The organism is Pseudomonas sp. B2M1-30, from assembly GCF_025447575.1.
GTDB lineage: Bacteria > Pseudomonadota > Gammaproteobacteria > Pseudomonadales > Pseudomonadaceae > Aquipseudomonas > Aquipseudomonas botevensis.
In genome coordinates this window covers 1-22,469 of record NZ_JAOEJT010000013.1, presented here as the reverse complement: position 1 = coordinate 22,469, position 22,469 = coordinate 1, and the positions used below count along the sequence as shown (strand labels likewise).

Genomic DNA, 22,469 nt, shown 5'->3' with positions numbered 1-22,469 from the left:
CCCAGCAGTCCAGAGAACCGACAGTCGGCCCGACGCCCATCCCGCCAGTCAACGTCTATGCTGGACGCAGCCCTTTTGTGCCTACGGTGACCCGCGATGATCAACTTAGCCACTGCCCATCTGCTCGCTGACTACAAGACCTGGGCTAATCAGCGCCTGTTCGACAGCCTGCAAGCGCTGCCGTCCGGGGAGGTCACCCGAGAACGCAAAACCGTTTTCCATAACATGCTCGGCACGCTTAACCATATCTACGTGGTCGACCGGATCTGGCAGGCGCATCTTGAAGGCCGTGACCATGGTTTCAAAACCTCCCACGATCTGGTGCATGACGACCTCGGGGAACTGCGCCAGGCACAGCAGGAGGTCGATAGCTGGTATCGCACCTGGAGCGCACGACAGACCGAGGCTTCGTTGACCCGCGAGATCGATTTCAAGTTCGTTTCCGGTGACGGCGGCACGATGAACGCCGGGGCGATCCTCATGCATGTGATCAACCACAACAACTATCACCGGGGCTGGGTGGTGCAGATGTATTTCGAGATCCCGCAGATGCCGCCGATGACTGATCTGCCGGTGTACCTGCGCGAGGCCGATTCCGGGTTCAGGCCGGTCAGTGCGCCTGCGACGGTAGCGGAGCCGACATGTGATGGGCAATCAGCGAGCGCAGCCAGCGTTCCGCCGGGTCGTTGTCGTTGACCCCGTTCCAGACCATCGACAACTCCGACGGCACGATCTGGAACGGCGGTTCGTCGGCGCGCAACACCGTACTGCCGTCGACCAGCGCGCAAGCGGCAAAATCCGGCACGGTGGCGAGCAGGTCGGTGCCGGCCAGGATTGCCCGCAACGGGGCAAATTGCGGCACCGCCAGCACAACGTTGCGGGTGCGGTTGACCCGCGCCAGATCGTTGTCGATAGAACCGTCCAGGCTGCCGGAAAACGACACCAGTGCATGGGGCCGCTCGCAGTAGTCGTCGAGGGTCAGAGCGCCGGGGCGATCGTCGCCGCGCAGGATCTTGCAGTGCAGATCCCGCAGTTTTTTGCGTTTGGCATTGGCCGGCAGTTCGGTGGTGTAGCTGACGCCAACGGAGATCTCCCCGGAGCCGAGCATCGACGACATCAGCAGAAAATTCACCCGGCGAATCACCACCACCACGTTCGGCGCTTCTTCGCGCAATTGCTTGAGCAAGGGCGGCAGCAGACCGAATTCGGCGTCATCCGACAGACCGATGCGGAACACGTCGCGGCTGCTCAGCGGGTCGAAGTCCTTGGCCCGGCTGACGGCACCGGAGATCGTGTCCATCGCCGGCTGCAATTCCCTGAGGATCGCCAGCGCCCGCTGGGTCGGTTCCAGGACCCGGCCATTGCGTACCAGCAGCGGGTCATCAAACAGGTCACGCAGACGAGCGAGGGCGGCGCTCACCGCCGGCTGGCCGAGGAACAGCTTTTCCCCGGCGCGGGTCAGGTTCTTTTCGAACATCAACGTTTCGAAAATCACCAGCAGGTTCATGTCGACGCGGCGCAAGTCGTTGCGATTCATGCCGGAAGGCTCGTTCGGGTTCGGGAGCCTTCAGTGTAGGAGCTGACGACGTCTTTGCGAGCCGTTCGTCTGCGTCCTCGTTACTCCTTGACGCTCATGTATTCCTTCGCCCAGCGGATGTAATCCTCCGGCAGGGTGTAGGTGTGCGTCAGTTCGGTGGCGCTGAGGTCGGAGGCCTGGGTGAAGATCTGCCGTTGTTCGCGCAGGCTGTCGTAAGTGGCCTTGATCGCGGCGAAATAGGCGCCGTGGCCGTCGATGGTCACGCGCACGCCCAGCTCGGCCAGGCGTTTGTCGTCACGCAGCGCCGGGTTGCCATAGGTGACCAGCATCAGCGGGACGCTCAGGTGTTCGGCGATCTGCTCGAGCTGATCGAAGTCCTGCACGCCAACCATGCAGATACCGTCAGCACCGGCAGCCTGGTATTGGCGGGTGCGGCTGATGATTTCCTGGACCGGCAGGATGCCGGCGTTGGTCCGGGCGATGATCGCCATTTCCGCATCGACCCGGGCCTCGAGTGCCGCACGGATCTTGCCGACACCTTCGGCCACAGTGATCAGGTCGGTGGATTTGCGCCCGAACTGGGCCGGCAGCAGGGTGTCTTCGATGGTCAGCGCGGCGACACCGGCGCGTTCCAGCTCAACGATGGTGCGCATCACGTTGAGGGCGTTGCCATAGCCGTGGTCGGCGTCGGCGATCACCGGCAATTGGGCGACGCGGCCGATGCGGGTGGCTTGCTCGGCGAACTCGCTGAGGGTGATCAGGGCGAAGTCCGGGGCGCCCAGTACCTGCAGGGAGGCGACCGAACCGCCGAGAATGCCGACTTCAAACCCCAGGTCAGCGGCGATGCGGGCGGACATCGGATCGAACACGGAGGCTGTGTGATAGCAGGTGTCGGACGCCAGCAGCTGACGGAAATTACGGCGCAAATCTTGATGAGAAAGCCTGGACATACGAGTTCCACCATACAAAGGAATGGAAAGGCTTGAGCAAAGGTGTCAACGCCGAAGGATGAAAAGGCTATCACGCGAATGGGTCAAGGATCATGACGAATTTGCGAGGGAGGCTGACCGGGCGCGCTGGTGCGTCCGCCCTCGCCACGGGAAGCGAGTGTTCCCGTGGGTTCAGGCGGCGGCGATTTGTTGCTGCCGGTTGGGCAGCATGACCGCGCGTACCGAGTTGCCCGGCTGCAATTGCAGGCGTTTGGCGGTGAGGCGGTCGACCACCAGGCTGCCGCCGACGCGACGTCCACGGGCGGCAGTGATGCGGCAGTTTTCCAGGCGCCGGTTGTGAATCAGCCAGAGCGGCGCCTGATCGTCCGGCGTGCCGAGGCTCAGGGTCAGTTCCAGGCTGTCGCGCACGGTGCGGATGCTGCGCACCGGGGCTTCGATCACCGGGCCGCCATCGAAAATATCGATGTAGCCTTTGTGGGCGAAACCTTCGCCCTGGAGGATTTTCAGCGCAGGCTCGGTGTTGGGGTGCGGCTGGCCGATCACCGCCTGGGCCTGTTCGGTGAGCAGGCAGGTGTACAGCGGCTGGCGTGGCATCAGTTCGGCGATGAATGCCTTGTTACCCAGCCCCGACAGATGATCGGCGTGGCTGAAATCCATCTGGAAGAAGTGCCGTCCCAGGCTGTCCCAGAACGGCGAGCAGCCCTGTTCGTCGGCACTGCCGCGCAGTTCGGCGATCATCTTCTCGCCGAACAGATGCGGGAACTCGGCGACGAACAGCAGTCGCCCCAGCGACAGCAGGCGACCATTGCTGCCGTGGCGCTGATCGTGGCCGAGGAACAGTGAGCACAGCTCCGATTGGCCGGTCAGTTCATTGTTGAGAAACAGGGTCGGAATCTGCCGTTGAATCCCCAGGTCCGGAGCCGAGCTGACGGTCACGCCCACCCGGTAGTTGTACCAGGGCTCACGCAGACCGATCCCGCCGGTCAGGGCGCTGACCCCGACCAGCCGTTGCTCGTCGTCTTCGAGTACGAACAGATAATCGGCGTCGGCCCGCTCGACCTGTTCGACGAAGGCCCGGCGAGCCCAGCGTACCCGGTGAGCCAGGCGCTCTTCGTTGGCCGGCAGGGTGGTGAACCCCGGGCCGGCCTGCTGGACCAGTGCCATCAAGGCGGGCAGATCGTTGATGTGAACCGGACGGACAATCATGCTGCAACTCCTTTTGCGCGCCTGCTCGGGCACTGTCGTGGGGTAGGGGCGCGGTTCACAGGGCTGTCAGCCGTACGCTGGCGCCATCGCTGACCTGCAACGCCGCGCACATGGCCGGGGTGAGCGCCAGGGATTGACCAGGCTGGTAATCCAGTTCAGCGACGATGGCGCGGAATCCGTGCAGCGCGTCGTTGCTCAGCAGGTAGCGACCCCGGGCATCGATCTGGGCCTGCCGGCAGACGGTGACGGTCTGGCTGCGGGCGATCGAACGGATGTTCGCGGTGCGTGCATACAGGGTCGGGCCGGCATCGAACAGGTCGATGTAGCTGTTGGTTTCAAAGCCTTCGCGCTCGAGGATGTCGAACGCTTCCTGGCCATCGGGGTGGATGCGGCCGATGCAGTCCTGCGCCGCCTGGGACAGCATCGGTACGTAAATCGGGTATTGCGGCATCAGTTCGGCGAGAAACGTGCGGCTCTGCAAGCCGCACAGGCGTTCGGCCTCGGCGTAGGGCAGATCGAAGAAGTGCTTGCCCAGGGCATCCCAGAACGGCGAATGGCCCTGTTCATCGCTGTAACCGACGATTTCGGTGATCACCGCTTCGGCGAAACGTTGCCCGTGGGCGGCGATGAACAGCAGCCGCGCCCGCGACAGCAATTCGGAAAACGGCGTGCGCACCAGCGCCGCGTCGATGTGGAAACCACGCAGCAGCGTGTGGCCGCTGAGGTCATGACACAACGACAGCGCCGGCACGCCGTGCTCGATGTTCAGCTCACGCGAGGCGCTGGTGAAATGGCGGTTGCGCAGGCTGTAGAACGGCTCGTCGTACCCGGCGGTGGCAAGAATCTCCGAGCAGCCGACCAGGCACCGGTTGTCGAGGTCTTCCAGGACGAAGAAATAGTTCTCCGGGCCATGGGCGCTGCCTTCGCTGTCGAACGAATCGCGGGAGCCGGCGATCTTCTCGCCCAGGCGTTCGCTGTCGTCCGGCAGGGACGTCACGCCGACCAGGCTGTCGCGGGCCAATTGTTGCAGTTGAGGCAGGTCGGTTGGCTCGACTGGGCGTAAGACCAGCATGGATGCACTCCTGTATCAAAAGGTTCGACGAATCGCCGAACCTGACTATCACTGTCGGTTTCCACGCGTTAAATCGGCGGTCGCCTGATTTGTTGTCAGACGCCGCTCTTTTTCTTGTCAGCCATTGCTCGGGTCAGGCAGCGCGGTACTGGCGCCGAGCTTGTTCAGGAAGAACAGGTACACCAGGCCCAGCGCGATCCAGATCAGGCCGAGTTTTTGCGCATCGACACCCATGTTGTACATGATGGCCGCGACGATGACGAAGCCGATCACCGGGCAGATCAGGTGACGGATCACCTGACCGGACTTCTGCCGACGCCAGTAGTAGTTGATGACAGTCAGGTGCAGCAGCATGAAACCGCTCAGCGCGCCGAAGTTGACCAGCGAGGTCAGGGTGTCCACCGAATTGATGAACAGGTAGCAGATCACCAGCGACAGCACCGCCACCAGGTAAATGCTCAGGTACGGCGTGTTGTGCTTGGGATGAACCTTGGCCAGCACTTTCGGCAGCTTGCCGTCACGGGCCATGCCGAACAGCAGGCGCGAGACGGCGGCTTGCGAGGTGATGGCCACTGCCACGCCCCAGGCCAGGGCGGTGGCGACACCGGTCAGGGTCGCCAGCCAGCTGCCGGCGGCGATTTCGGCGATTTCATAGAACGCGGTGTCGGCGGATTTGAAACCCATGCCCGCCGCCAGATCGGTGGCGATCCAGGTTTGCACCACGAAAATCACCCCCATCACCACCAGCGTGATCAGCGCTGCCTTGCCGACGCTGCGGCCCGGATCGCCCTTGATCTCTTCGGCGAGGGTGGAGATCGCATCGAAACCGAGGAACGACAGCACGGCAATCGACACCGCTTGCATCAGCAGGGCGAAGTTGAAGGTTTCCGGGTGATACAGCGGCGCCAGGGTCAACTGGCCATTGCCGCCACCGTTGTGCAGGGCATTCCAGGCGTAGAACAGGAAAATCCCCAGCACCACCAGTTGCGCCAGCAGGAACAGGATGTTCATCCGCGCGGTGAACGTGATGCCGCGCAGGTTGACGAAGGTTGCGCTGACCAGGAACGCCAGGATGAACCCGACTTTCGGGATGTCCGGGTACAGGTGGTTGAGCGCCATCGCCGCATAAACGTAGAGCAGCGGTGGAATCAGCAGGTAATCGAGAAGCATCAGCCAGCCGGCGATGAAGCCGACATGCTGATTCAGGCCCCGCTGCGCGTAGGAGTACACGGAACCGGCAATCGGAAACGCCCGGGCCATGCTGCCGTAGCTCAGCGCGGTGAAGACCATCGCCACCATGCCTATGATGTAGGCCAGCGGCACCATCCCCGGTGCCTCGGCGTTGACGTAGCCGTACACGCCGAACGGGGCGATGGGGATCATGAAGATCATGCCGTACACCACCAGATCGGTCAGCGTCAGGCTGCGTTTAAGCTCCTGCTTGTAGCCGAATTCTTCTATTTCCATGAAGCGCAACTCCTTGTCAGCCAATCGGTCGTTTTAGTTGTTATATCGGTCCGTCGTTTACCGCGTCAGCAGCCTTTCAAAACAGTCTTTACAGCAGTGGAGCAAGGTATCCGGTCCAGCGTGACACCGCTTCGGGGCTGCGCAGCAGATCGTTGCGGACCTCGATCAGCACCGATTCCAGGCCGCGGGCATCGCCGTGTACCGGTACGGTCATGTCGCCCAGCGGGTCAATCCGGTACGGCTGGTTGCCAGCGACTTTCAACGGGTGTCGTTCGAGGCCGTCGAGCAGGCGTCGGGCGTAATCCTGCGCCTGACCGAACAGCACGCCCACTTCCAGATCGCGCGGCTGGCCGTAATACACCGGGGTGAAACTGTGAATCCCCACCACCCGCACCGGCAAGCCCCGGGCCAGGCGTTCATCGATCAATTGCTGCAGCCGTGTGTGAAACGGCTTGAACAGGCACTGGCGACGGTATTCGCGGGTCACTTCGTCCAGATCGCGGTTGCCCGGAACCTGATAGATCTCGCTCTGCGCCGGGATGCTGTCGGGGGCATGCCGTGGGCGGTTGAGGTCGATCAGCAGCCGCGAATAATTGGCGCTGAGCAATGTTGCACCGAGGTTTTCGGACAATTGTCCGGCCAGCTCCAGCGCTCCGATGTCCCAGGCGATGTGTTCGCGCGCAGCGGCGTCATCCAGGCCCAGGTTGTTCAGGGCGGCGGGGATGTAGCGGCTGGCGTGTTCGCACACCAGGATCAGCGGATGCGTCGAGTCTTCGCGACTCAGGTTGTAGACCGGCCGGGTGTACAGCCCCAGCTCGGCGGATTCAGTACAGGCGTGCATAGTGCTCACACAAGTCAGCGGGCGAGAGCTGTTCCGTCAGCGCCAGTTCCTCGGTTTTAAGGGCGAAAAAGGTTTCGAGCAGCGCGCTCGGCAGCGCTTCGATCAGCGCTTCGCTGCGGCGCAGGCAATCCAGTGCCTGAGCCAGGGAGGCGGGCAGGGCAACGATGCCCCGGGCCTTGCGTTGCTCGTCGTTGAGTGAGTCGGGAATGTCATCGGTGATCGCATTCAGTGCCAGGCGCTGTTCGATGCCCAGGCGTCCGGCGATCAGCAGCGCAGCCATCGCCAGGTGTGGCGAGGCGGTGGCGTCCATGGCGCGGAACTCGAGGTTGTACTGCGCCGCCACGGATTTGCTGCTCAGGCTCACGGTCGGGCAGATGCGCAGTGCCGCCTCGCGGTTCTGTTGGCCGAGGCAGGCATAGGACGCGCTCCAGTGATGCGGTTGCAAACGTTCGTAGGACACGGGTGTCGGCGCGGTCAACGCACACAGCGCCGGCAAGTAATGCAGTACGCCCGCCGCCCAGTGCTGGCCGAGGGTCGACAGGCCGTTGCTGGTGCCGGCGTCATAGAGCATCGGCTGACCGCCCAGATCGAGCAGACTGACGTGCAGGTGTACGCCATTGCACACCGCATCGGCGGCGGTCTTCGGGGCGAAACTCAGGTCCAGGCCCATCTGCCGGGCAATCTCGCGGGTGATCTCGCGCACGTTCACCGCGCGATCCGCCGCCGCCACGCCGAGGGCCGGACGGCAGGTGATTTCGTATTGATGTTTGCCGTATTCGGGCAGGAACATTTCTGGCTCGACACCGCCGGCGCGCAGCGCACTGAGCAGCCAGCCACCGAATTCGGCGCCCTGGCGCTGGGCCTCGAGGGAGAACGCCAGGTGTTCGGCAAAACCTGCATGCAGATTGAATTCGTGTTCGAACGCCGCGTTGACCTGCAAGCCGAGTTCATCGCGATAACGCTCGACTTCATCGCGCAACAGCGTGCGCGGGCAGGCCGCCCATGCGCGGCCATCGGTCTCGCGGATGTCGCCGTGGATGAAGTCCAGCGCCGGGGCCTGCGGATCCGGGCCATTGCCGACGGTGACGCGGCTCGACAGGTCGGGAATCAGCCGCAAGTCGCCATAGGCGCCCCACGGGTTGCTCGAGGCAATGATGTCCTGCGGCGTCAGCGCGCTGTTGGCCGGCACCCAGCCGCAACCGGCGGCCTGATAGTGCTCCAGCTCGTCGGTGGGAAACGAGCGGCCCCGGGTGATGCCGATCAGGTCAGTGGTGACGATGGTGGTCATCGGCAGCGGCGACAGGCGTTCGCTCATGGCTGCATCTCCCGCAGGCGACCGAGCACGGTGTCGGTGTCGGTGATCCAGCAATAGCCCTTGATCGCGTTGAGGCAGGCGTCGTGTCGTTCGGCGGTGTAAGTGGCGCAGGCGTCGGCGACCAGCGTGACCAGGTAGCCACGGTCGGCGGCATCGCGCACGGCCATGTCGACGCACTGATCGGTGACGATGCCGGCAATGATCAGGTGGCGGGTTTCAAGGTTGCGCAGCACGTAGTCGATGTTGGTCGAGTTGAAGACCCCGGACGAGGTCTTGGGCAGGACGATTTCGTTCTCCACCGGGGTCAGCTCGGCAATCACCTGGGCCTGCGGGCTGCCCTTGGGCAGGTGCATGTCCGACAGCTTGTGATCGAGGGAGCGGTCGCGACCGTCGGCGGTCAGGCTTTCGATGATCGTGTGCAGCACGTTCTGCCGTGCCTGGCGAAATGCCTCGAGCAGCCGGCGTTGATTGGGCACCACTTGCGTGCGGGCACGGTTCAGGAAGTACGTCGCCTGCGGGCCTTCGAGATGCGCGTCGAACTGCGGTTCGAGCCAGGCGCGCTGCATGTCCACCAGCAGCAACGCGGTGTGGTCGGTGACAAACGGCAGATCCCGCGGCGAGCGGTGGGGAAGGCTGAACATCCTTATTTATCCTCCAGCAAGTGGGTGTCGAAGTCGTTGCGCAGGGCATCGATGCCTTCCAGGCGATCGGCCAGATCGGGGTTGCGCAGCGCCAGGCAGGCGATCAGCGCCTCGATCTGCGCCATTGCCGGCACCAAAGTGTCGAACGGTGAGGCCCATTCCACCGGGGCGCTGATGATCAGGTCCGCCAGCTCACGCAGCGGCGAGGCATAGATGTCGGTAAACAGCACCACCCGTGCGTTGCTGTTCTTCGCCGCGCTGGCTACGCGCAGGGCCTGGCTCTGGTAGCGGCGATAGTCGAATACCAGCACCACGTCCTGGCGTTGCAGGTCGAACAGCCGGTCCGGCAGTTGCGCGTTGTCTTCCAGAGTGAAGCAGCCGGGGCGCAGCAGGCGCAGGTGATTGAGCAGGTAAGTCGACAGCAGGCTGCTGAAACGCCCGCCAAAGCAGTACACCTGATGCCGGGCGTCGAGCAGCCAGTCGGCAAGGATCCGCACATCTTCCGGTTGGGTCAGTGCCTGGGTTTCGACCAGCAGACGATGACTGTCCGCCAGATAATGACTCCAGGCGTCGTCGTTGCTCTGGTGCGAGCGGGGCTGCAACAGGGTGCGCGGCGAGCGCAGGCGATGGTCCATGTCACTGAGAAGGGCGTCCTGGAACTCGGCATAACCGCCGAAACCCAGCTTTTTTACCAGGCGCACGATGGTCGGATCGCTGACGCCGGCGTGTTCCGCCAGGCGTGCCATGGGACCAAGGCCATTGCGTGGATACTGATCGAGCAAGGCGCGAACGACTTTGCGCTCCGACGGCGTAAGATCCAGGCCGGGATCGGTGATCAGGTCTCTGAGAGGGGGCATCCGGGCTCCTGCTGGATGGGTATGTAGAATTCGCTTCACAATCCGTTAAAACAGTATTTATGTAATTTACGTTACATGTCTAGTGAATTTTTGGCGGTTGAATGAACGCCCCAAAATGGAGCGAGACGCCCGTGTAACGGGGGCTACACGGATGCCGACAGGGTTTGTAGTCCATTGCCCATAACGGTGTCAGACATTGCCGCCGGATTGTGGCATAGCCACTATCACCGACTGCCTGCAACCCGGCTGTTTACGGCACAATTGCCGCCACATTGGCATTTCGCCGATAACCTTGATGGCTTTCCTAGCGAGTGATTGACCGTGCAGGCCACGCGTTTGACATTGATTTGCCATGCCAGAACCGTCGCACAAAAATTGGCGTGTTTTCCTACGAACGAACCTGTTGAAGAGACCGGACTGGCGTCCGCGTCCCTGAGCGCCCGATTCATTGCGCCGCGCCGTCTGATTTGTGGCCCGGAATGGCGTACCCGGCAGACCGCCGAGTGGTTTGGCCGCGATGCGCAGATTGATCCGGCCCTGCGCGATTGCGATTGGGGCCGCTGGCAAGGCCAGTCGATCAAGGCGCTGCAACGGGACGAACCCGAGGCGTTGCAGGCCTGGCTCGATGATCCTCATGCAGCGCCCCACGGCGGTGAATCCGTGGCACAACTGGGCGAGCGCGTGGCCGCGTGGCTGGCTTCCCTGCAAAACACGCCGGGCCATGTCGTGGCGGTCACCCATCCGTTTTTCATTCGCGCGGCGCTGATGCAGGTGATGCAAGGGGAGGCGTTGCACAGTATCGATGTCGAGCCGCTGGCGGCGGTCGAGTTGCGTTTCGCCGGGCGCTGGCGGCTACGCTTGTGTGCGATCGAACCTGAAGGAGTTCTTTGATGAAGCGATTGCTGGTCATCGGCATTGGCGCCGGCAACCCGGACTACATCACGATGCAGGCGGTGAAGGCGCTGAATCGGGTGGACGTGTTTTTCCTGATGGACAAGGGCCAGAGCAAAGACAAGTTGATCGACCTGCGCCGGGACATCTGCGAGCGCTACATCACCGATCACCCTTATCGTTTCGCCGAAGCCCACAGCCCGGAGCGCGAGCGTGGCGAAGTGGACTACACCACCAGCGTCGATGATCTGAACCGCGCCAAGCAGCAGACCTTCGAACGCCTGATCGATGACGAATTGGCTGACGGCCAGTGCGGCGGTTTTCTGGTGTGGGGCGATCCGGCGTTGTACGACAGCACCGTTCGCATCCTGCAAGCGATTCTGGCGGACGGGCACTGTCAGTTCCAGTTCGAGGTGATCCCCGGCATCACCAGCGTGCAAGCCCTGGCGGCGCAGCATAAGGTGCCGCTGAACACGATCGGGCGTTCGATTGAAATCACCACCGGCCGGCGTCTGGCGGCGGGGCAGGTGAGTGACACGGACAGCCTGGTGGTGATGCTCGATGCCGAAGATTCCTACCATCAGGTGGCGGACCCGGAGACCGAGATTTACTGGGGCGCCTACCTCGGCACGCCGGACGAGATCCTGATCAGCGGCAAGCTGGGCGAGGTCGCCGATGAGATCGAGCGGGTGCGCAAGGCGGCCCGGCTGGCGCATGGGTGGATCATGGATACCTATCTGTTGCGCAAGCCTTGAGTCAGGGGTTGATCGGGCCGGCCTCTTCGCGGGCAAGCCCGGCCCCCACAGCAATGATGTGATCTCTGATTTTCATGTGGGAGCAGGGCTTGCCCGCGAAGGCGTCCGCTCAGGCACCTCAGGAAATCACCCTGGCCTCGCGTCCGAACCGCTCGCGATACACCGACGGCGGCACGCCGACCACGCTGCGAAACGCCACGCGAAAACTTTCCACCGAACGGTAACCACAGCGCAGGGCGATCTGCTCGGTGTTGAGCGGACTGCTTTCGAGCAGTTCCCGTGCGCGGGCCAGGCGCTCGTGTTGCAGCCAGGTCTTGGGCGACTGGCCGCTGGCCTCGGTGAATCTTCGTAAAAAGGTCCGCTCGCTCATCGCGGCTTCACTGGCCAGATCGCGCACTTCCAGTGGTTCATGCAAACGCTCGCGCGCCCATTGCATGACCCGCGACAGATCGCTGCGCGGTGTCGGGCTGACCGGGGTGGGAATGAATTGCGCCTGGCCGCCCGTGCGCTGCGGCGACATCACCAGCCGCCGCGCCACCGCGTTGGCGATCTGCGTGCCGAAATCCCGCGCCACCAGATGCAGGCAGGCGTCGATCCCGGCCGCGCTGCCCGCCGACGTAATCAACTGCCCGGCGTCGACATAGAGCACATCCGGATCCACCGCAATCTCTGGAAACCGCTCGGCCAGTTCCGCTGCGTAGCGCCAATGGGTGGTGGCGCCGTGTCCGTTGAGCAAGCCGCTGGCCGCCAGTACAAACACCCCGGAGCAGATCGACAGCAGGCGTGCGCCGCGTGCGTGGGCCTGGCGCAATGCATCGAGCAACGGTTCCGGCACCGGGGCGCTGCGGTCGCGCCAGCCGGGAATGATGATGGTGCGCGCCTCGGCCAGCAATTCCAGACCACCGTCGGCCAGCACTTGAATCCCGCCCATGGCGCGCATCGGGCCTTGATCGACCGCCGCGATGCGATGCGTGTACCAAGGGAAATCGAACTCTGGCCGAGCGAGGCCGAAGACCTCCACGGCGATGCCGAATTCGAAGGTGCAGAGGCCATCGTAGGCCAGGATCGCGACCAATCCAGGGGAGGCAGGCATTTGGCGGAAAATTCCCGGTGAGTGTCTTGTGCGCCACTGTAGCGGCAAGCGGCAGCTCGATAAAGTCTGTTCACACCCACACAGACGTAGGAGCAACACCCCCATGACCAGCCTGGTTCGCGAAATTTCTGCTGCCCCCTCCGCCATTGCCCTGATGCATTTCAGCAACCGTCTGACTTTCGAAACCGATTGTTCCGACGTCTTCAGCAGCCAGGAGGCGGGTGAGCTGGATTTTGTGCTGCTGGATGTACGCGGGCCGGTGGCCTTTGAGCGCGGGCACGTACCGGGGGCGATCAACCTGCCGGGGCGTCTGCTGAATGCCGAGACGCTGGCGGCATACCCGAAAACCACGCTGTTCGTGGTCTATTGCGCCGGCCCCCATTGCAACGGCGCCAACAAGGCAGCGGTGAAACTGGCGGCGCTGGGGTATCCGGTCAAGGAGATGATCGGCGGCGTGACCGGGTGGCTGGATGAGGGCTTCACATTGAGCGTGCCGGTGACCACTCCGATCAGTTGCGCCTGCTGAAACCGGCAGCCAATGTGATCGCTTGCAGGTCTTGTCCTACAGCTTTCGCACCGACATGGCGCACTCTTTTCCGATGCTGAAAGGTGCGCCGATTTTCTATAAGTATTTGTCGCTTAAAAACAATTTGCCCCGTGCGCGCCGCCATAGACTCCGGCCACTTCGGTTTTTGCTTTGAAAAAGCCATGACCGGACGCTGAATCCAAAGCTGCCAATAAAAGCCTCCGCACACGGGAGTAATAAATGAAAAAGCTGGTTATGTTCGGTGCCCTGGCACTGTCGATGTTGTCCCTGACGGCCGTGGCCGAAGACGCCAAGCCGATCCGCATCGGTATCGAAGCGGGTTACCCGCCATTCTCGATGAAAACCCCTGACGGCAAACTGACCGGTTTCGACGTGGACATCGGCGATGCGCTGTGTGAGCAGATGAAAGTCAAATGCACCTGGGTCGAGCAGGAGTTCGACGGCCTGATCCCGGCGCTGAAAGTGAAGAAGATCGACGCGATCCTGTCGTCCATGACCATCACTGACGACCGCAAGAAAAACGTCGACTTCACCATCAAGTACTACCACACCCCGGCGCGCTTCGTGATGAAGGAAGGCTCGGGCGTCAAAGACCCGCTGACCGAACTCAAGGGCAAGAAAGTCGGCGTGCTGCGTGCCAGTACCCATGACCGCTACGCCACCGAAGTGCTGGTCCCGGCCGGGATCGACCTGGTGCGTTACGGCTCGCAACAGGAAGCCAACCTGGACATGGTGGCCGGGCGTATCGACGCGATGCTGGCCGACTCGGTCAACCTGAGCGACGGTTTCCTGAAAACCGACGCCGGCAAAGGCTTCGAATTCGTCGGCCCGACCTACGAAGACGCCAAGTACTTCGGCGGTGGCGCCGGTATCGCCGTGCGCAAAGGCGACACGGAGCTGGCGGACAAATTCAACACCGCCATCGGCGAAATCCGCGCCAACGGCAAGTACAAGGCCGTGCAGGACAAGTATTTCGACTTTGATGTTTACGGCCATTGATACGCCGTAAAAAATAAGTGGTCGCCCGCCGAGGGCGACCACTTTTTTCATCCAGACGAAATACCTGTGGAAGCGGGCTTGCTCGCGAATGCGGTCAGACATTCAACCTCTTCGTTGACCGTTAAATCTCATTCGCGAGCAAGCCCGCTCCCACAGGTGATTTTCGCCGTTCAAGCATTCTGGAGAACGCCCATGCAACGCATCGATCATCTTCTGCCGTGGAGCCACCTGGGCAGCGAACGCTCCCTCAGCGTGTTCCGTTACGGCGCCGGCCCGCGCAAGGTTTACATCCAGGCCAGCCTGCACGCCGATGAACTGCCGGGGATGCGTACCGCCTGGGAGCTGAAAAAGCGCCTTGCCGAACTCGAACAACAGGGCCGTCTGCAAGGGGTGATCGAACTGGTGCCGGTGGCCAACCCGATTGGCCTCGACCAGCATTTGCAGGGCAGCCACATGGGCCGTTTCGAGCTGGGCAGCGGCAAGAATTTCAACCGTGCCTTCGTTGAACTCAGCGCGCCGGTCGCGGCATTGATCGGTGAGCGCCTGGGCGCCGATGCCGAGGCCAACATCGTCCTGATTCGCCAGACCATGGGCCAGGTGCTCGACGACCTGCCGGCACCGGCCTCGCAACTGGAAGCGCTGCATCGTTTGTTGCTGCGTCACGCCTGCGATGCCGACATCACGCTGGATCTGCATTGCGATTTCGACGCGGCGATTCATATCTATGCGCTGCCGCAACACTGGCCGCAGTGGCAATCCCTGGCCGCACGTCTGAAGGCTGGCGTGGCGCTGCTGTGCGAGGATTCCGGCGGCAGTTCGTTCGACGAGTCGTGTTCGTCGCCCTGGCTGCGGCTGGCGCGGGCGTTCCCGAACGCGGCAATCCCGGCGGCCAACCTGGCGACCACGCTTGAGCTGGGCAGCATGGGCGACACCCGTGTCGATCAGGCCCAGGCCAATTGCGAAGCGATTCTGGGTTTCCTGGCCGAGCAGGGTTTCATCAGCGGTGAATGGCCGGCGGCACCGGGCGAATGCTGCGAAGGCATGCCGTTCGAAGGCACCGAGTACCTGTTCGCGCCGCACCATGGCGTGGTGAGTTTCCTGCGTGATGCCGGGGAATGGGTGGAGAAGGGCGATGCCCTGTTTGAAGTGGTCGATCCGTTGAATGACCGGGTGACCACCGTGCGCGCCGGCACCAGCGGAGTGCTGTTTGCCATCGATCGCGGGCGTTACACGCAGCCGGGGATCTGGCAGGCGAAAGTGGCCGGGCGCGAGCCGATCCGGGTGGGCAAGCTGATCAACGACTGAAGTTCGTTAGCCAGCGACTCATGAGTTATTACTATGAGTCGCTGGTTTGATCTTTATTGATCGATATCATCAAAGATAGATCGGGAATCACTCGTTGGTAGTTTGTAATGGTCGCGATATTCGTAATCAAGCTCTTGTTCTCCATAATGGTTTTTTCTTAATTCATAAATTGATTCATCTATAAGGTCGAAAGCCTTCTCAATTAACTCATAAGCCTCTTCGTCATCTTCTAGTGCTTTTTGATAATCCCTTAGTGCAGATGTAAGAGTGTTGAAATGACTTGCTGGGTCTTCAGACTCGTTGTGATCACTATGCCAGTCATTGATTGTTTCCTCTAGATTTGGAAGTAAAGCAATTTTTACCTCTTTAAGTATGTCGTCAAGTTCGTTTTTTTCGAAAATTTTTATAATGTTTTTACTTAAAAAATCTGAATCTGGTATTGATATGGCTAGTTTTTTTATTTTTTCTATATGTTTTATTCGCAGCGTTTCTGGAAGTATTTTGCATGTGTGGAGTCTTGTAATTAAACTTACGTCTGAAACTGCAGACATGTAGGATCTAATGTTTAATCCTTCAAGGTGTTGAGGGTTTTTTGAAAAAAAATCGTTGAGAAAGTCTGCGTCACATCGATGAGCTAAAAAACGATTTAAAGAGTCGCGGTTTGTATGGTCATTTATAAGTTTTTGCATCCTGTTGATGAGATCGGTGTATCTGCTCTTTGGAATAATTACCTTGACACCTTGGATTTCCATATTTCCGCAGGATACTTCGCGAAAGATTTGTGGAAGCGGCGTCCCAGCGATGTATATATCCATTAGCTCTCGGTCTTCAGCAACCATGGAGGCAAAAACGTCTCGTATCGTTGGGTGTTTGAATCTCCATTCGTAGTTTCCGTCTTGGTTGATATTTGCGATTAGACTCCCGTCAAGGGCTGTCAGTGAGCTTCGTAATAGTCCTTCATTCCCTCCCATACGAAAAATTGCACGCGCTTCCTTTTCGTCAAGATTTACAGGGCTTGCAATAGCCCCGCCCCTCATAAATATGAGTGCTATTGCTGCGCGGCTGTTGATATCTAAAGTCTCAATAACCTCTTTCAGGAATTCCATCGGTCTATCAACGAAGTCTGCTAACCCTGAAGGAGATATGACCAGTTTCTTCGTAAACTCTTTACCTCCTAATCTGCGTGCTATTTCTGGAGTGAATGACTTTAGCTTGGCAACTTCCTTGAGATAAGGCTTTATGGTTTTTTTGAATTCTAAGGTCTGTGAGCCGAGTTTTATATGATTGTATAATATTTGCTCTCTCTCGCTTGTAGATATTTGTTCCACATTAATAACCACTTGCGATTCTTTAAATACAGGAAGAGCGGACTGCTTTAATAGATTTTTTGCAGCATGAAAAATATAGCTACGTGATGTAAAAATTATTTTTGATCCACGATTGATAGCAGCTTGGATGTGGGGGAAGGTGTTGTTCCATGCTATAGTTTTTTGAATGTCTAGTTGAGTTGCGCCGAATGCGTCATCAACCCAGAAAAATTGATCTTTTTCGTGTGGGTTTGAGTGTTGTATAAAGCTATCGGCGTCTGTGATTTTGATAGTTGAACATCTCCACTCATCAGCTGCCCCTAGAGCAAGAGCAGCTGCGATTGTGGATTTCCCACATGCAGGCTCACCGAGTAAAAGAACAAAGCCATGGCTTACTAATGCGCGAGCACTGCGTTGATAGGCATCAGTAATGACAAATTTTTTTAAGTCGTCTCCTAACGAGCTTAAAATTTCAACTCCTTGTGCATAAGCACGCTCATCTAAAATTTGACTTAAATCGCCCAAGCCATAGACTCGAGGAACTAGCATTCGAAGTCGAGGGTTTTCATGGATTAAAGCGGTGATTTTCTCTTCTCCGTAAATTACAAAATTATTTATTCCGGTTATGGCTTCAAATGCCTCCTTTATTTTTTCTTCGTTATTTCCAGTTAATTTTGCATTTGAAAAAATAAAATAATTATTTGCGAGGTTTTTGGCTGCTAGTCGCTGGGCTTTATCTAATTCGTCTGTTAAATTACTAATTTTTAAGATTGTGGCTGAGTTTGAGGTGAATTTACATTGAACTGCGAAGCTTCCAGAGTAATTTTCTCCAGATTTATTTTGCCAGCTTCCACTAAAAGCTCCATCTCTTCCTCCGTCATTGGTGTCAGAGAAGATCTGAAATGTTTGCCCCCAAATATCTCCCAATATTGTTGAGCAAAGCTGCTGGAATGCTTTCCAACCTAGAGAGTGTAGTTGATAAGAAACTGCTGTAGATTGGGCTTTTGAATTATGAGGTGTGACCATTTTTATTCTCTTTAAAAATAACCTGATTTTGCGATCGATTTTTGAAACGTTATTGTAAGGAAGGGTGAAGTTTATTTAGAAAATATTAAGTGAGTCTAGATGATTTGTTTTTGAGTGCGACGTTTTTCTGATCAAATTTCTGAGGTAGTGTTGGCTTTTCACAATTGCTTTTTTTTGATTGATCGCAACAGTGTTAGGCTCTGCCCCGAACCCTGCACCTCTGTGAAGGAAGGCTTATGTTGAAGGTGTTTGCTCTGCTGACCCTCCTGGCGTCCAGCGCCGTCCAGGCTCAAACCTCGCTGCAAAGCGATCTGCCGCTCAACTACCTGGCACAGGTTCATCCTGATGCCGAGTCGCGGCCACTGGTGATTTTCCTGCACGGCTACGGCAGTAACGAAGCCGATCTGATCGGTATGAAATTTCAGCTACCCCCGCAGTACAACTACCTGTCGGTGCAGGCGCCGATGGCGCTGGGCGAAGGGCGTTTCCAGTGGTTTCGCAAGAAGGGCGACGGTGCCTACAACGGCGAGAGCGATGATCTGAAGGCCAGCAGCCAGAAACTGCGGGCATTCATCGCGGCAGCAGCGCAGAAGTATCACGCCCGGCCGGACAAGGTGTACCTGATCGGCTTCAGCCAGGGCGCGATGATGACGTATGAGGTGGGGTTGCGGCAGCCGGCGGCGGTCGGTGGCATCGCGGCATTGAGCGGGCGTGTGTTGCCGGTACTCAAGAATGAGCTGAAGACCGATCCGCCACCGGCGTCGCTGGCGATCTTCATCGGCCATGGCACCGCCGACGACCGCGTGCCTTACAGTGGCGGCACCGAGGCCGATACGCTGTTGCAACGCCTGGCCTACCAGCCGCAGTTCCATGCCTATCCGGGTGTCGGCCACAGCATCAGCGCGGCCGAATTGCGGGATTTGAACGGCTGGTTGCAGACGCTCAATCCCTGACGGTCACTGACCGGAAACGATCCGGTTGACCAATTCGTCGTGACCTTTGGTGTCGGTCGGGCGCGAGATGATCTGCACGATCGCCATGCGGTTGCCCGAGCCGGCCATCAGCGTGGTGGTGAGGGTCAAACCGCCGCCCTGGGTCACGGTGCTGTCGACCTGACGCACGCCCAGCCCGGATTTTTTCAGGGTCAGGCTCTTTTCGCTGAGCTTGTTGAAGTCCGACAGGCCCTTGCGTTGTTCCTTGACGAACGAGTCGACGGTGTCATCGAGGAATGCGCTGTCGTTGTCCTTGAGGTTGGGTTGGCCCGGCAGATCGTTCTCGGCGGCGATCACCACGGTTTTGGTCGTCTGGTTGGTGTACATGTTGCCGTTGGCACCGGTCGGTCCCGGAGGGATCGGGTCACCGATAAAGCCTTTGGGCAGGGTGAAGATGAATTTGCCGCCGAGCATCGATACGCTGGCGGCGACGGCTTTTTCCTTGGCCTTGGCCGCCTGGGCGTTGATGGCGCCGAAACCGGCAACCGCCGCCAGCAACAGGACGACGGCTTTCTTGGACAGCAATGACATTTGAAACTCCGAAGGGTGATCGCGCTTGGGCGGCGATCATCCCACGGAGCATGTCTGACACTCCAGCGCGATTCGTCTGTCAGCTTTTACTGAGGCAGGCTCTGTTTCGGGGCCGGGCGGGCGAGCAACTGCCGGGTGACGCCCAGCATCGCCACGGACACCGCCACGCCAACGGCAAACCCGCCGAGGCCCAGGCTTGGCAAGGTCAGCGCCGTCACCAGGCAGAACGCGGAAAACGAGTACATCCCGATGGCCGTCGCCCGCAGCAAGGCGGCGGTGAAGGCCGGGCCGCGAGTCTGCTGGGAGAACACCGCCATCACGCTGCCGAGCACCGGGAACACCGCGAGCAGACCGCTCCAGCGTTCGCCGACGGTGCTGGCGAGCATTGTCACCACCAGGGTCAACGCTGCGCCGGCGATCATCCGCCAGATCAGCCTGTCCGACTTCGGCGCCGGGCCGCCGATCACCGGTTGCACGTTGGGAAACAGGTGGGGCGCGGCGAGCAGCGCCGTTGCCGCTGCAGCGACCGAGAAGGGCAGCGACGCTGGAATCAGCGACAACACCAGCGCGATCACGGCCCACACCGTCAGCGAAATCATCAACGCCCACGGCCAGTTCGCCCGTTGCGCCACCTGCGCGTAGGTGATGCAGAACGCGATCATCGCAAACATGGCTGAAAGCGCGGCCACTGCCGATTGCGCGGCAAATGTCGGGCCTTGCTCGATGGCGAGAAAAAACAGAATCGGCCCGACCACCACCGGCAACCCCGACAGCCACCCGGCGACACTCGGCCCCCAGCGTTTTCCCGCCAGGGAAATCAGTAGCAGAAAACCGGGAATCAGCAGCAACTTGAGGATCAGCACGCGGGGAGTCTCCGTGGTGTGAGAGGCGGTCACGGTAGCACTGCTGGTAACTGATTGCTGCATGTGTCTGCAATTTTTGTATACAAAGTGCCCGGTGCAATCGCCGACTATGCTCTGACTATCAGGGTTTCCCGGAGTCGATACGCAATGAACAGGGCGCCGAGGGTGTTTCGTGGATGTTGCGGAATCGGCTTGTGGGCCTTGTTGCTGACGCCGACCTGGGCGAGTTGGCAGGACGCGGTGCCCGGTGCGCAAATCATCGGCAGCGGTGACTTCAGTGTGTTCGGGTTCGATGTTTACAACGCTCGCCTTTGGAGTTCCGCGCGACCCTTGGCGGAGGGCCAGCCGTTCGCGCTGGAACTGATTTATCGGCGCACTATTTCCCGGGACGATCTGGTCAAGGCCAGCGTCGATGAAATCAAGCGTCTGGCCGGTGCCAGTGTCAGCCCTGCGCAATTGGCCGGGTGGCAAACGCAGATGCAACAGTCGTTTGTCGATGTGCAGGCCGGTACGCGGATCACCGGCGTTTATCTGCCAGGCCAGGGCGCGCGGTTTTTCGTCGGGCAGCGATTGCAGCATGAAATTGATGATCCGCTGTTTGCCCGCGCGTTTTTCGATATCTGGTTTGACCCGCGTACGCGCAGTCCGCAGTTGCGTCAGCAGTTGCTGGGTGGCGGTCGGCCTTAGCCGCAATCGTTCGAGTGCCGTGGCAGTTGCTGGCGTTGTTGCCCTTTGCGCGCTACACGACACAAGTCGAAACGTCTAAGCTGCGTCTTTCGACTTGTTTCTGGATGTGTGCGTGAAATTCAGTTTGCCCAAAATCGCCACGGCGCCGTTCTGTCCGCCGGAAGTGGCCGGCAGTGTTCCGGTTGATCCCAACGCCTCGTTCTTCAAGCGCGTGCTGCGCTTTGCCGGTCCCGGTTTGCTGGTGTCGATCGGCTACATGGACCCGGGCAATTGGGCGACGGCCATCGAGGCCGGTTCGCGCTTCGGTTACAGCCTGTTGTTCGTGGTGTTGCTGGCGAGTCTGGCGGGGATGGTCGTGCAATGCCTGTGCTCGCGCCTGGGCATCGCCACCGGGCGCGATCTGGCGCAACTGTGCCGCGAGCGCTACAGCACGCCGACCGCACGCCTGCAATGGGTGCTGGCGGAGATCTCGATCATCGCCACCGACCTGGCCGAAGTGCTCGGTTGCGCCCTGGCGTTTCACTTGTTATTGGGCTGTTCGCTGACCTTCGGCATCGCCCTGACCGCGTTCGACACCTTGCTGGTGCTGGCCTTGCAGAACCGTGGTTTTCGGCGGCTGGAGGCGATCATGCTGGTGCTGGTCGCCACCATTGGCGCCTGTTTCTTCGTCGAGCTGCTGTTGATCAAACCGTTCTGGCCGGACGTCGCCCAGGGCTTCAAACCTTCGCTGTCGGCCATCAGCGATGCCGCGCCGTTGTACCTGGCCATCGGCATCCTCGGCGCCACGGTGATGCCGCACAACCTGTACTTGCACACTTCGATCGTGCAGACCCGGCTGATCGGCAAGGATCTGCCGAGCAAGCAGGACGCGGTGAAACTGGCGCGCATCGACACCATCGGTTCGCTGGCGCTGGCGTTGCTGGTCAACGCGGCGATCCTGATTCTGGCGGCGGCTGCGTTTCATCAGTCCGGGCATACCGATGTGGTGGACATTCAGGACGCGTATCACTTGCTCGACCCGCTGGTGGGCGGGGCGCTGGCTAGTGTGTTGTTTGGCGTGGCGTTGCTGGCGTCGGGGCAGAGTTCGACCTTTACCGGGACCATTGCCGGGCAGGTGATCATGGAGGGCTATCTCAATCTGCGGATTCCTTGCTGGCAGCGGCGTTTGATTACGCGTGGGCTGGCGCTGATCCCGGCGTTCATTGGCGTTTGGCTGATGGGGGATGGGGCGGTGGGCAAGTTGTTGGTGTTGAGTCAGGTGGTGTTGAGTCTGCAGTTGCCGTTTGCGCTTTATCCGTTGATCCGGATGACCAATGATCGGCGGTTGATGGGTGGTTTTGTGAATCGGTTGCCGACGCGGGTTTTGGCCTGGGGGTTGTTCGGGGTGATCAGTGGGGCTAATGGGTGGTTGATTTTGCAGTTGATGGGGTGAGGGTTGGGGATTGGGGTTGGGATTGGGGTCGTGTGAATATCCGTTGCTGCGGGTGTTTTTGCTGGCGGTTTCGCCCTGACGGCGAGTCACCTTTTTCAGACGCCAAAAAGGTAACCCAAAAGGCTTTGCCCCGGCGTTCGGCCCCTCGCTGTGGC

General features: G+C 59.9%; 22 protein-coding genes. 9 read left to right on the top strand and 13 right to left on the bottom strand.

Features of this window, described 5'->3' with window-relative positions; all coding sequences use genetic code 11:
* Window positions 1-96 precede the first annotated feature (96 nt).
* Window positions 97-696, top strand: coding sequence for a DinB family protein (locus N8H74_RS22460; RefSeq protein ID WP_262150386.1), 600 nt, complete (start codon window positions 97-99; stop codon window positions 694-696).
* Here N8H74_RS22460 and N8H74_RS22455 read toward each other — a convergent pair.
* The 9 genes from N8H74_RS22455 to N8H74_RS22415 form a co-directional block, all read right to left on the bottom strand.
* Window positions 611-1,537, bottom strand: coding sequence for a LysR substrate-binding domain-containing protein (locus N8H74_RS22455; protein WP_262150384.1), 927 nt, complete (start codon window positions 1,535-1,537; stop codon window positions 611-613). The two genes, N8H74_RS22460 and N8H74_RS22455, sit on opposite strands and share 86 nt — an antisense overlap.
* Before the next feature lie 80 nt (window positions 1,538-1,617).
* Window positions 1,618-2,487, bottom strand: a complete 870-nt coding sequence (locus tag N8H74_RS22450) for an oxaloacetate decarboxylase (RefSeq protein ID WP_217830370.1) — start codon at window positions 2,485-2,487, stop codon at window positions 1,618-1,620.
* A 171-nt stretch (window positions 2,488-2,658) separates the two neighbouring features.
* The gene (astA, locus tag N8H74_RS22445; RefSeq protein WP_262150382.1) at window positions 2,659-3,693 is read right to left on the bottom strand and encodes an arginine N-succinyltransferase; all 1,035 of its coding nucleotides are present in this window, start codon (window positions 3,691-3,693) and stop codon (window positions 2,659-2,661) included.
* A 55-nt stretch (window positions 3,694-3,748) separates the two neighbouring features.
* Window positions 3,749-4,765 carry an arginine N-succinyltransferase gene (locus N8H74_RS22440; RefSeq protein WP_262150381.1) on the bottom strand — a complete coding sequence of 339 codons (1,017 nt, stop codon included), beginning with the start codon at window positions 4,763-4,765 and terminating at the stop codon, window positions 3,749-3,751.
* Between the two features lie 117 nt (window positions 4,766-4,882).
* Window positions 4,883-6,232, bottom strand: a complete 1,350-nt coding sequence (locus N8H74_RS22435) for an APC family permease (protein ID WP_217830364.1) — start codon at window positions 6,230-6,232, stop codon at window positions 4,883-4,885.
* 88 nt (window positions 6,233-6,320) lie between these two features.
* A complete protein-coding gene (locus tag N8H74_RS22430; RefSeq protein ID WP_262150380.1) occupies window positions 6,321-7,073 on the bottom strand; it encodes an N-formylglutamate amidohydrolase in 753 nt (250 codons plus the stop codon).
* The gene (locus N8H74_RS22425) at window positions 7,057-8,388 is read right to left on the bottom strand and encodes a glutamine synthetase (RefSeq protein ID WP_262150378.1); all 1,332 of its coding nucleotides are present in this window, start codon (window positions 8,386-8,388) and stop codon (window positions 7,057-7,059) included. The genes N8H74_RS22430 and N8H74_RS22425 overlap by 17 nt, the downstream gene beginning before the upstream one ends.
* Window positions 8,385-9,029 (bottom strand): isochorismatase family cysteine hydrolase, encoded by a 645-nt coding sequence (locus tag N8H74_RS22420; protein WP_262150376.1) that lies wholly within the window; start codon window positions 9,027-9,029, stop codon window positions 8,385-8,387. Before N8H74_RS22420 ends, N8H74_RS22425 begins: the two co-directional genes overlap by 4 nt.
* 2 nt (window positions 9,030-9,031) lie before the next feature.
* Window positions 9,032-9,886 (bottom strand): MurR/RpiR family transcriptional regulator, encoded by an 855-nt coding sequence (locus tag N8H74_RS22415; RefSeq protein WP_262150374.1) that lies wholly within the window; start codon window positions 9,884-9,886, stop codon window positions 9,032-9,034.
* Window positions 9,887-10,207: 321 nt separating this feature from the next.
* Here N8H74_RS22415 and N8H74_RS22410 point away from each other — a divergent pair, with 321 nt between their 5' ends.
* Both N8H74_RS22410 and cobF read left to right on the top strand, forming a co-directional pair.
* Window positions 10,208-10,777, top strand: a complete 570-nt coding sequence (locus tag N8H74_RS22410; RefSeq protein WP_262150372.1) for a histidine phosphatase family protein — start codon at window positions 10,208-10,210, stop codon at window positions 10,775-10,777.
* Window positions 10,777-11,532 carry a precorrin-6A synthase (deacetylating) gene (gene cobF / locus N8H74_RS22405; RefSeq protein WP_262150371.1) on the top strand — a complete coding sequence of 252 codons (756 nt, stop codon included), beginning with the start codon at window positions 10,777-10,779 and terminating at the stop codon, window positions 11,530-11,532. Before N8H74_RS22410 ends, cobF begins: the two co-directional genes overlap by 1 nt.
* A gap of 118 nt (window positions 11,533-11,650) precedes the next feature.
* Here the strand turns inward: cobF and ftrA are convergent, their stop codons facing one another.
* A complete protein-coding gene (gene ftrA, locus N8H74_RS22400; protein WP_262150369.1) occupies window positions 11,651-12,625 on the bottom strand; it encodes a transcriptional regulator FtrA in 975 nt (324 codons plus the stop codon).
* A 103-nt stretch (window positions 12,626-12,728) separates the two neighbouring features.
* Between ftrA and N8H74_RS22395 the strand changes: the two genes are divergently transcribed.
* The 3 genes from N8H74_RS22395 to N8H74_RS22385 all read left to right on the top strand — a co-directional run bounded on the left by N8H74_RS22395 (window position 12,729) and on the right by N8H74_RS22385 (window position 15,476).
* Entirely contained in the window at window positions 12,729-13,151 is a 423-nt protein-coding gene (locus N8H74_RS22395; protein WP_262150367.1) for a rhodanese-like domain-containing protein, read from the top strand.
* 240 nt (window positions 13,152-13,391) lie between these two features.
* Window positions 13,392-14,171 (top strand): ABC transporter substrate-binding protein, encoded by a 780-nt coding sequence (locus N8H74_RS22390; protein ID WP_262150365.1) that lies wholly within the window; start codon window positions 13,392-13,394, stop codon window positions 14,169-14,171.
* Between the two features lie 192 nt (window positions 14,172-14,363).
* Window positions 14,364-15,476 (top strand): succinylglutamate desuccinylase/aspartoacylase family protein, encoded by a 1,113-nt coding sequence (locus N8H74_RS22385; RefSeq protein WP_262150363.1) that lies wholly within the window; start codon window positions 14,364-14,366, stop codon window positions 15,474-15,476.
* 53 nt (window positions 15,477-15,529) lie between these two features.
* On the opposite strand, the gene N8H74_RS22380 is transcribed toward N8H74_RS22385, so the two are convergent.
* Window positions 15,530-17,809, bottom strand: a complete 2,280-nt coding sequence (locus tag N8H74_RS22380) for a hypothetical protein (protein WP_262150361.1) — start codon at window positions 17,807-17,809, stop codon at window positions 15,530-15,532.
* A gap of 236 nt (window positions 17,810-18,045) precedes the next feature.
* Here N8H74_RS22380 and N8H74_RS22375 point away from each other — a divergent pair, with 236 nt between their 5' ends.
* Window positions 18,046-18,762 carry a dienelactone hydrolase family protein gene (locus tag N8H74_RS22375; protein WP_262150359.1) on the top strand — a complete coding sequence of 239 codons (717 nt, stop codon included), beginning with the start codon at window positions 18,046-18,048 and terminating at the stop codon, window positions 18,760-18,762.
* A 3-nt stretch (window positions 18,763-18,765) separates the two neighbouring features.
* Here the strand turns inward: N8H74_RS22375 and N8H74_RS22370 are convergent, their stop codons facing one another.
* Both N8H74_RS22370 and N8H74_RS22365 read right to left on the bottom strand, forming a co-directional pair.
* Window positions 18,766-19,332 carry a hypothetical protein gene (locus N8H74_RS22370; protein WP_262150357.1) on the bottom strand — a complete coding sequence of 189 codons (567 nt, stop codon included), beginning with the start codon at window positions 19,330-19,332 and terminating at the stop codon, window positions 18,766-18,768.
* 86 nt (window positions 19,333-19,418) lie between these two features.
* Window positions 19,419-20,195: a hypothetical protein gene (locus tag N8H74_RS22365; RefSeq protein ID WP_217830327.1), complete on the bottom strand. Its 777-nt coding sequence runs from the start codon at window positions 20,193-20,195 to the stop codon at window positions 19,419-19,421.
* A gap of 147 nt (window positions 20,196-20,342) precedes the next feature.
* Between N8H74_RS22365 and N8H74_RS22360 the strand changes: the two genes are divergently transcribed.
* Window positions 20,343-20,882: a chalcone isomerase family protein gene (locus tag N8H74_RS22360; protein ID WP_262150355.1), complete on the top strand. Its 540-nt coding sequence runs from the start codon at window positions 20,343-20,345 to the stop codon at window positions 20,880-20,882.
* A gap of 112 nt (window positions 20,883-20,994) precedes the next feature.
* Window positions 20,995-22,314, top strand: coding sequence for an Nramp family divalent metal transporter (locus N8H74_RS22355; RefSeq protein ID WP_217830323.1), 1,320 nt, complete (start codon window positions 20,995-20,997; stop codon window positions 22,312-22,314).
* Window positions 22,315-22,469 lie beyond the last annotated feature (155 nt).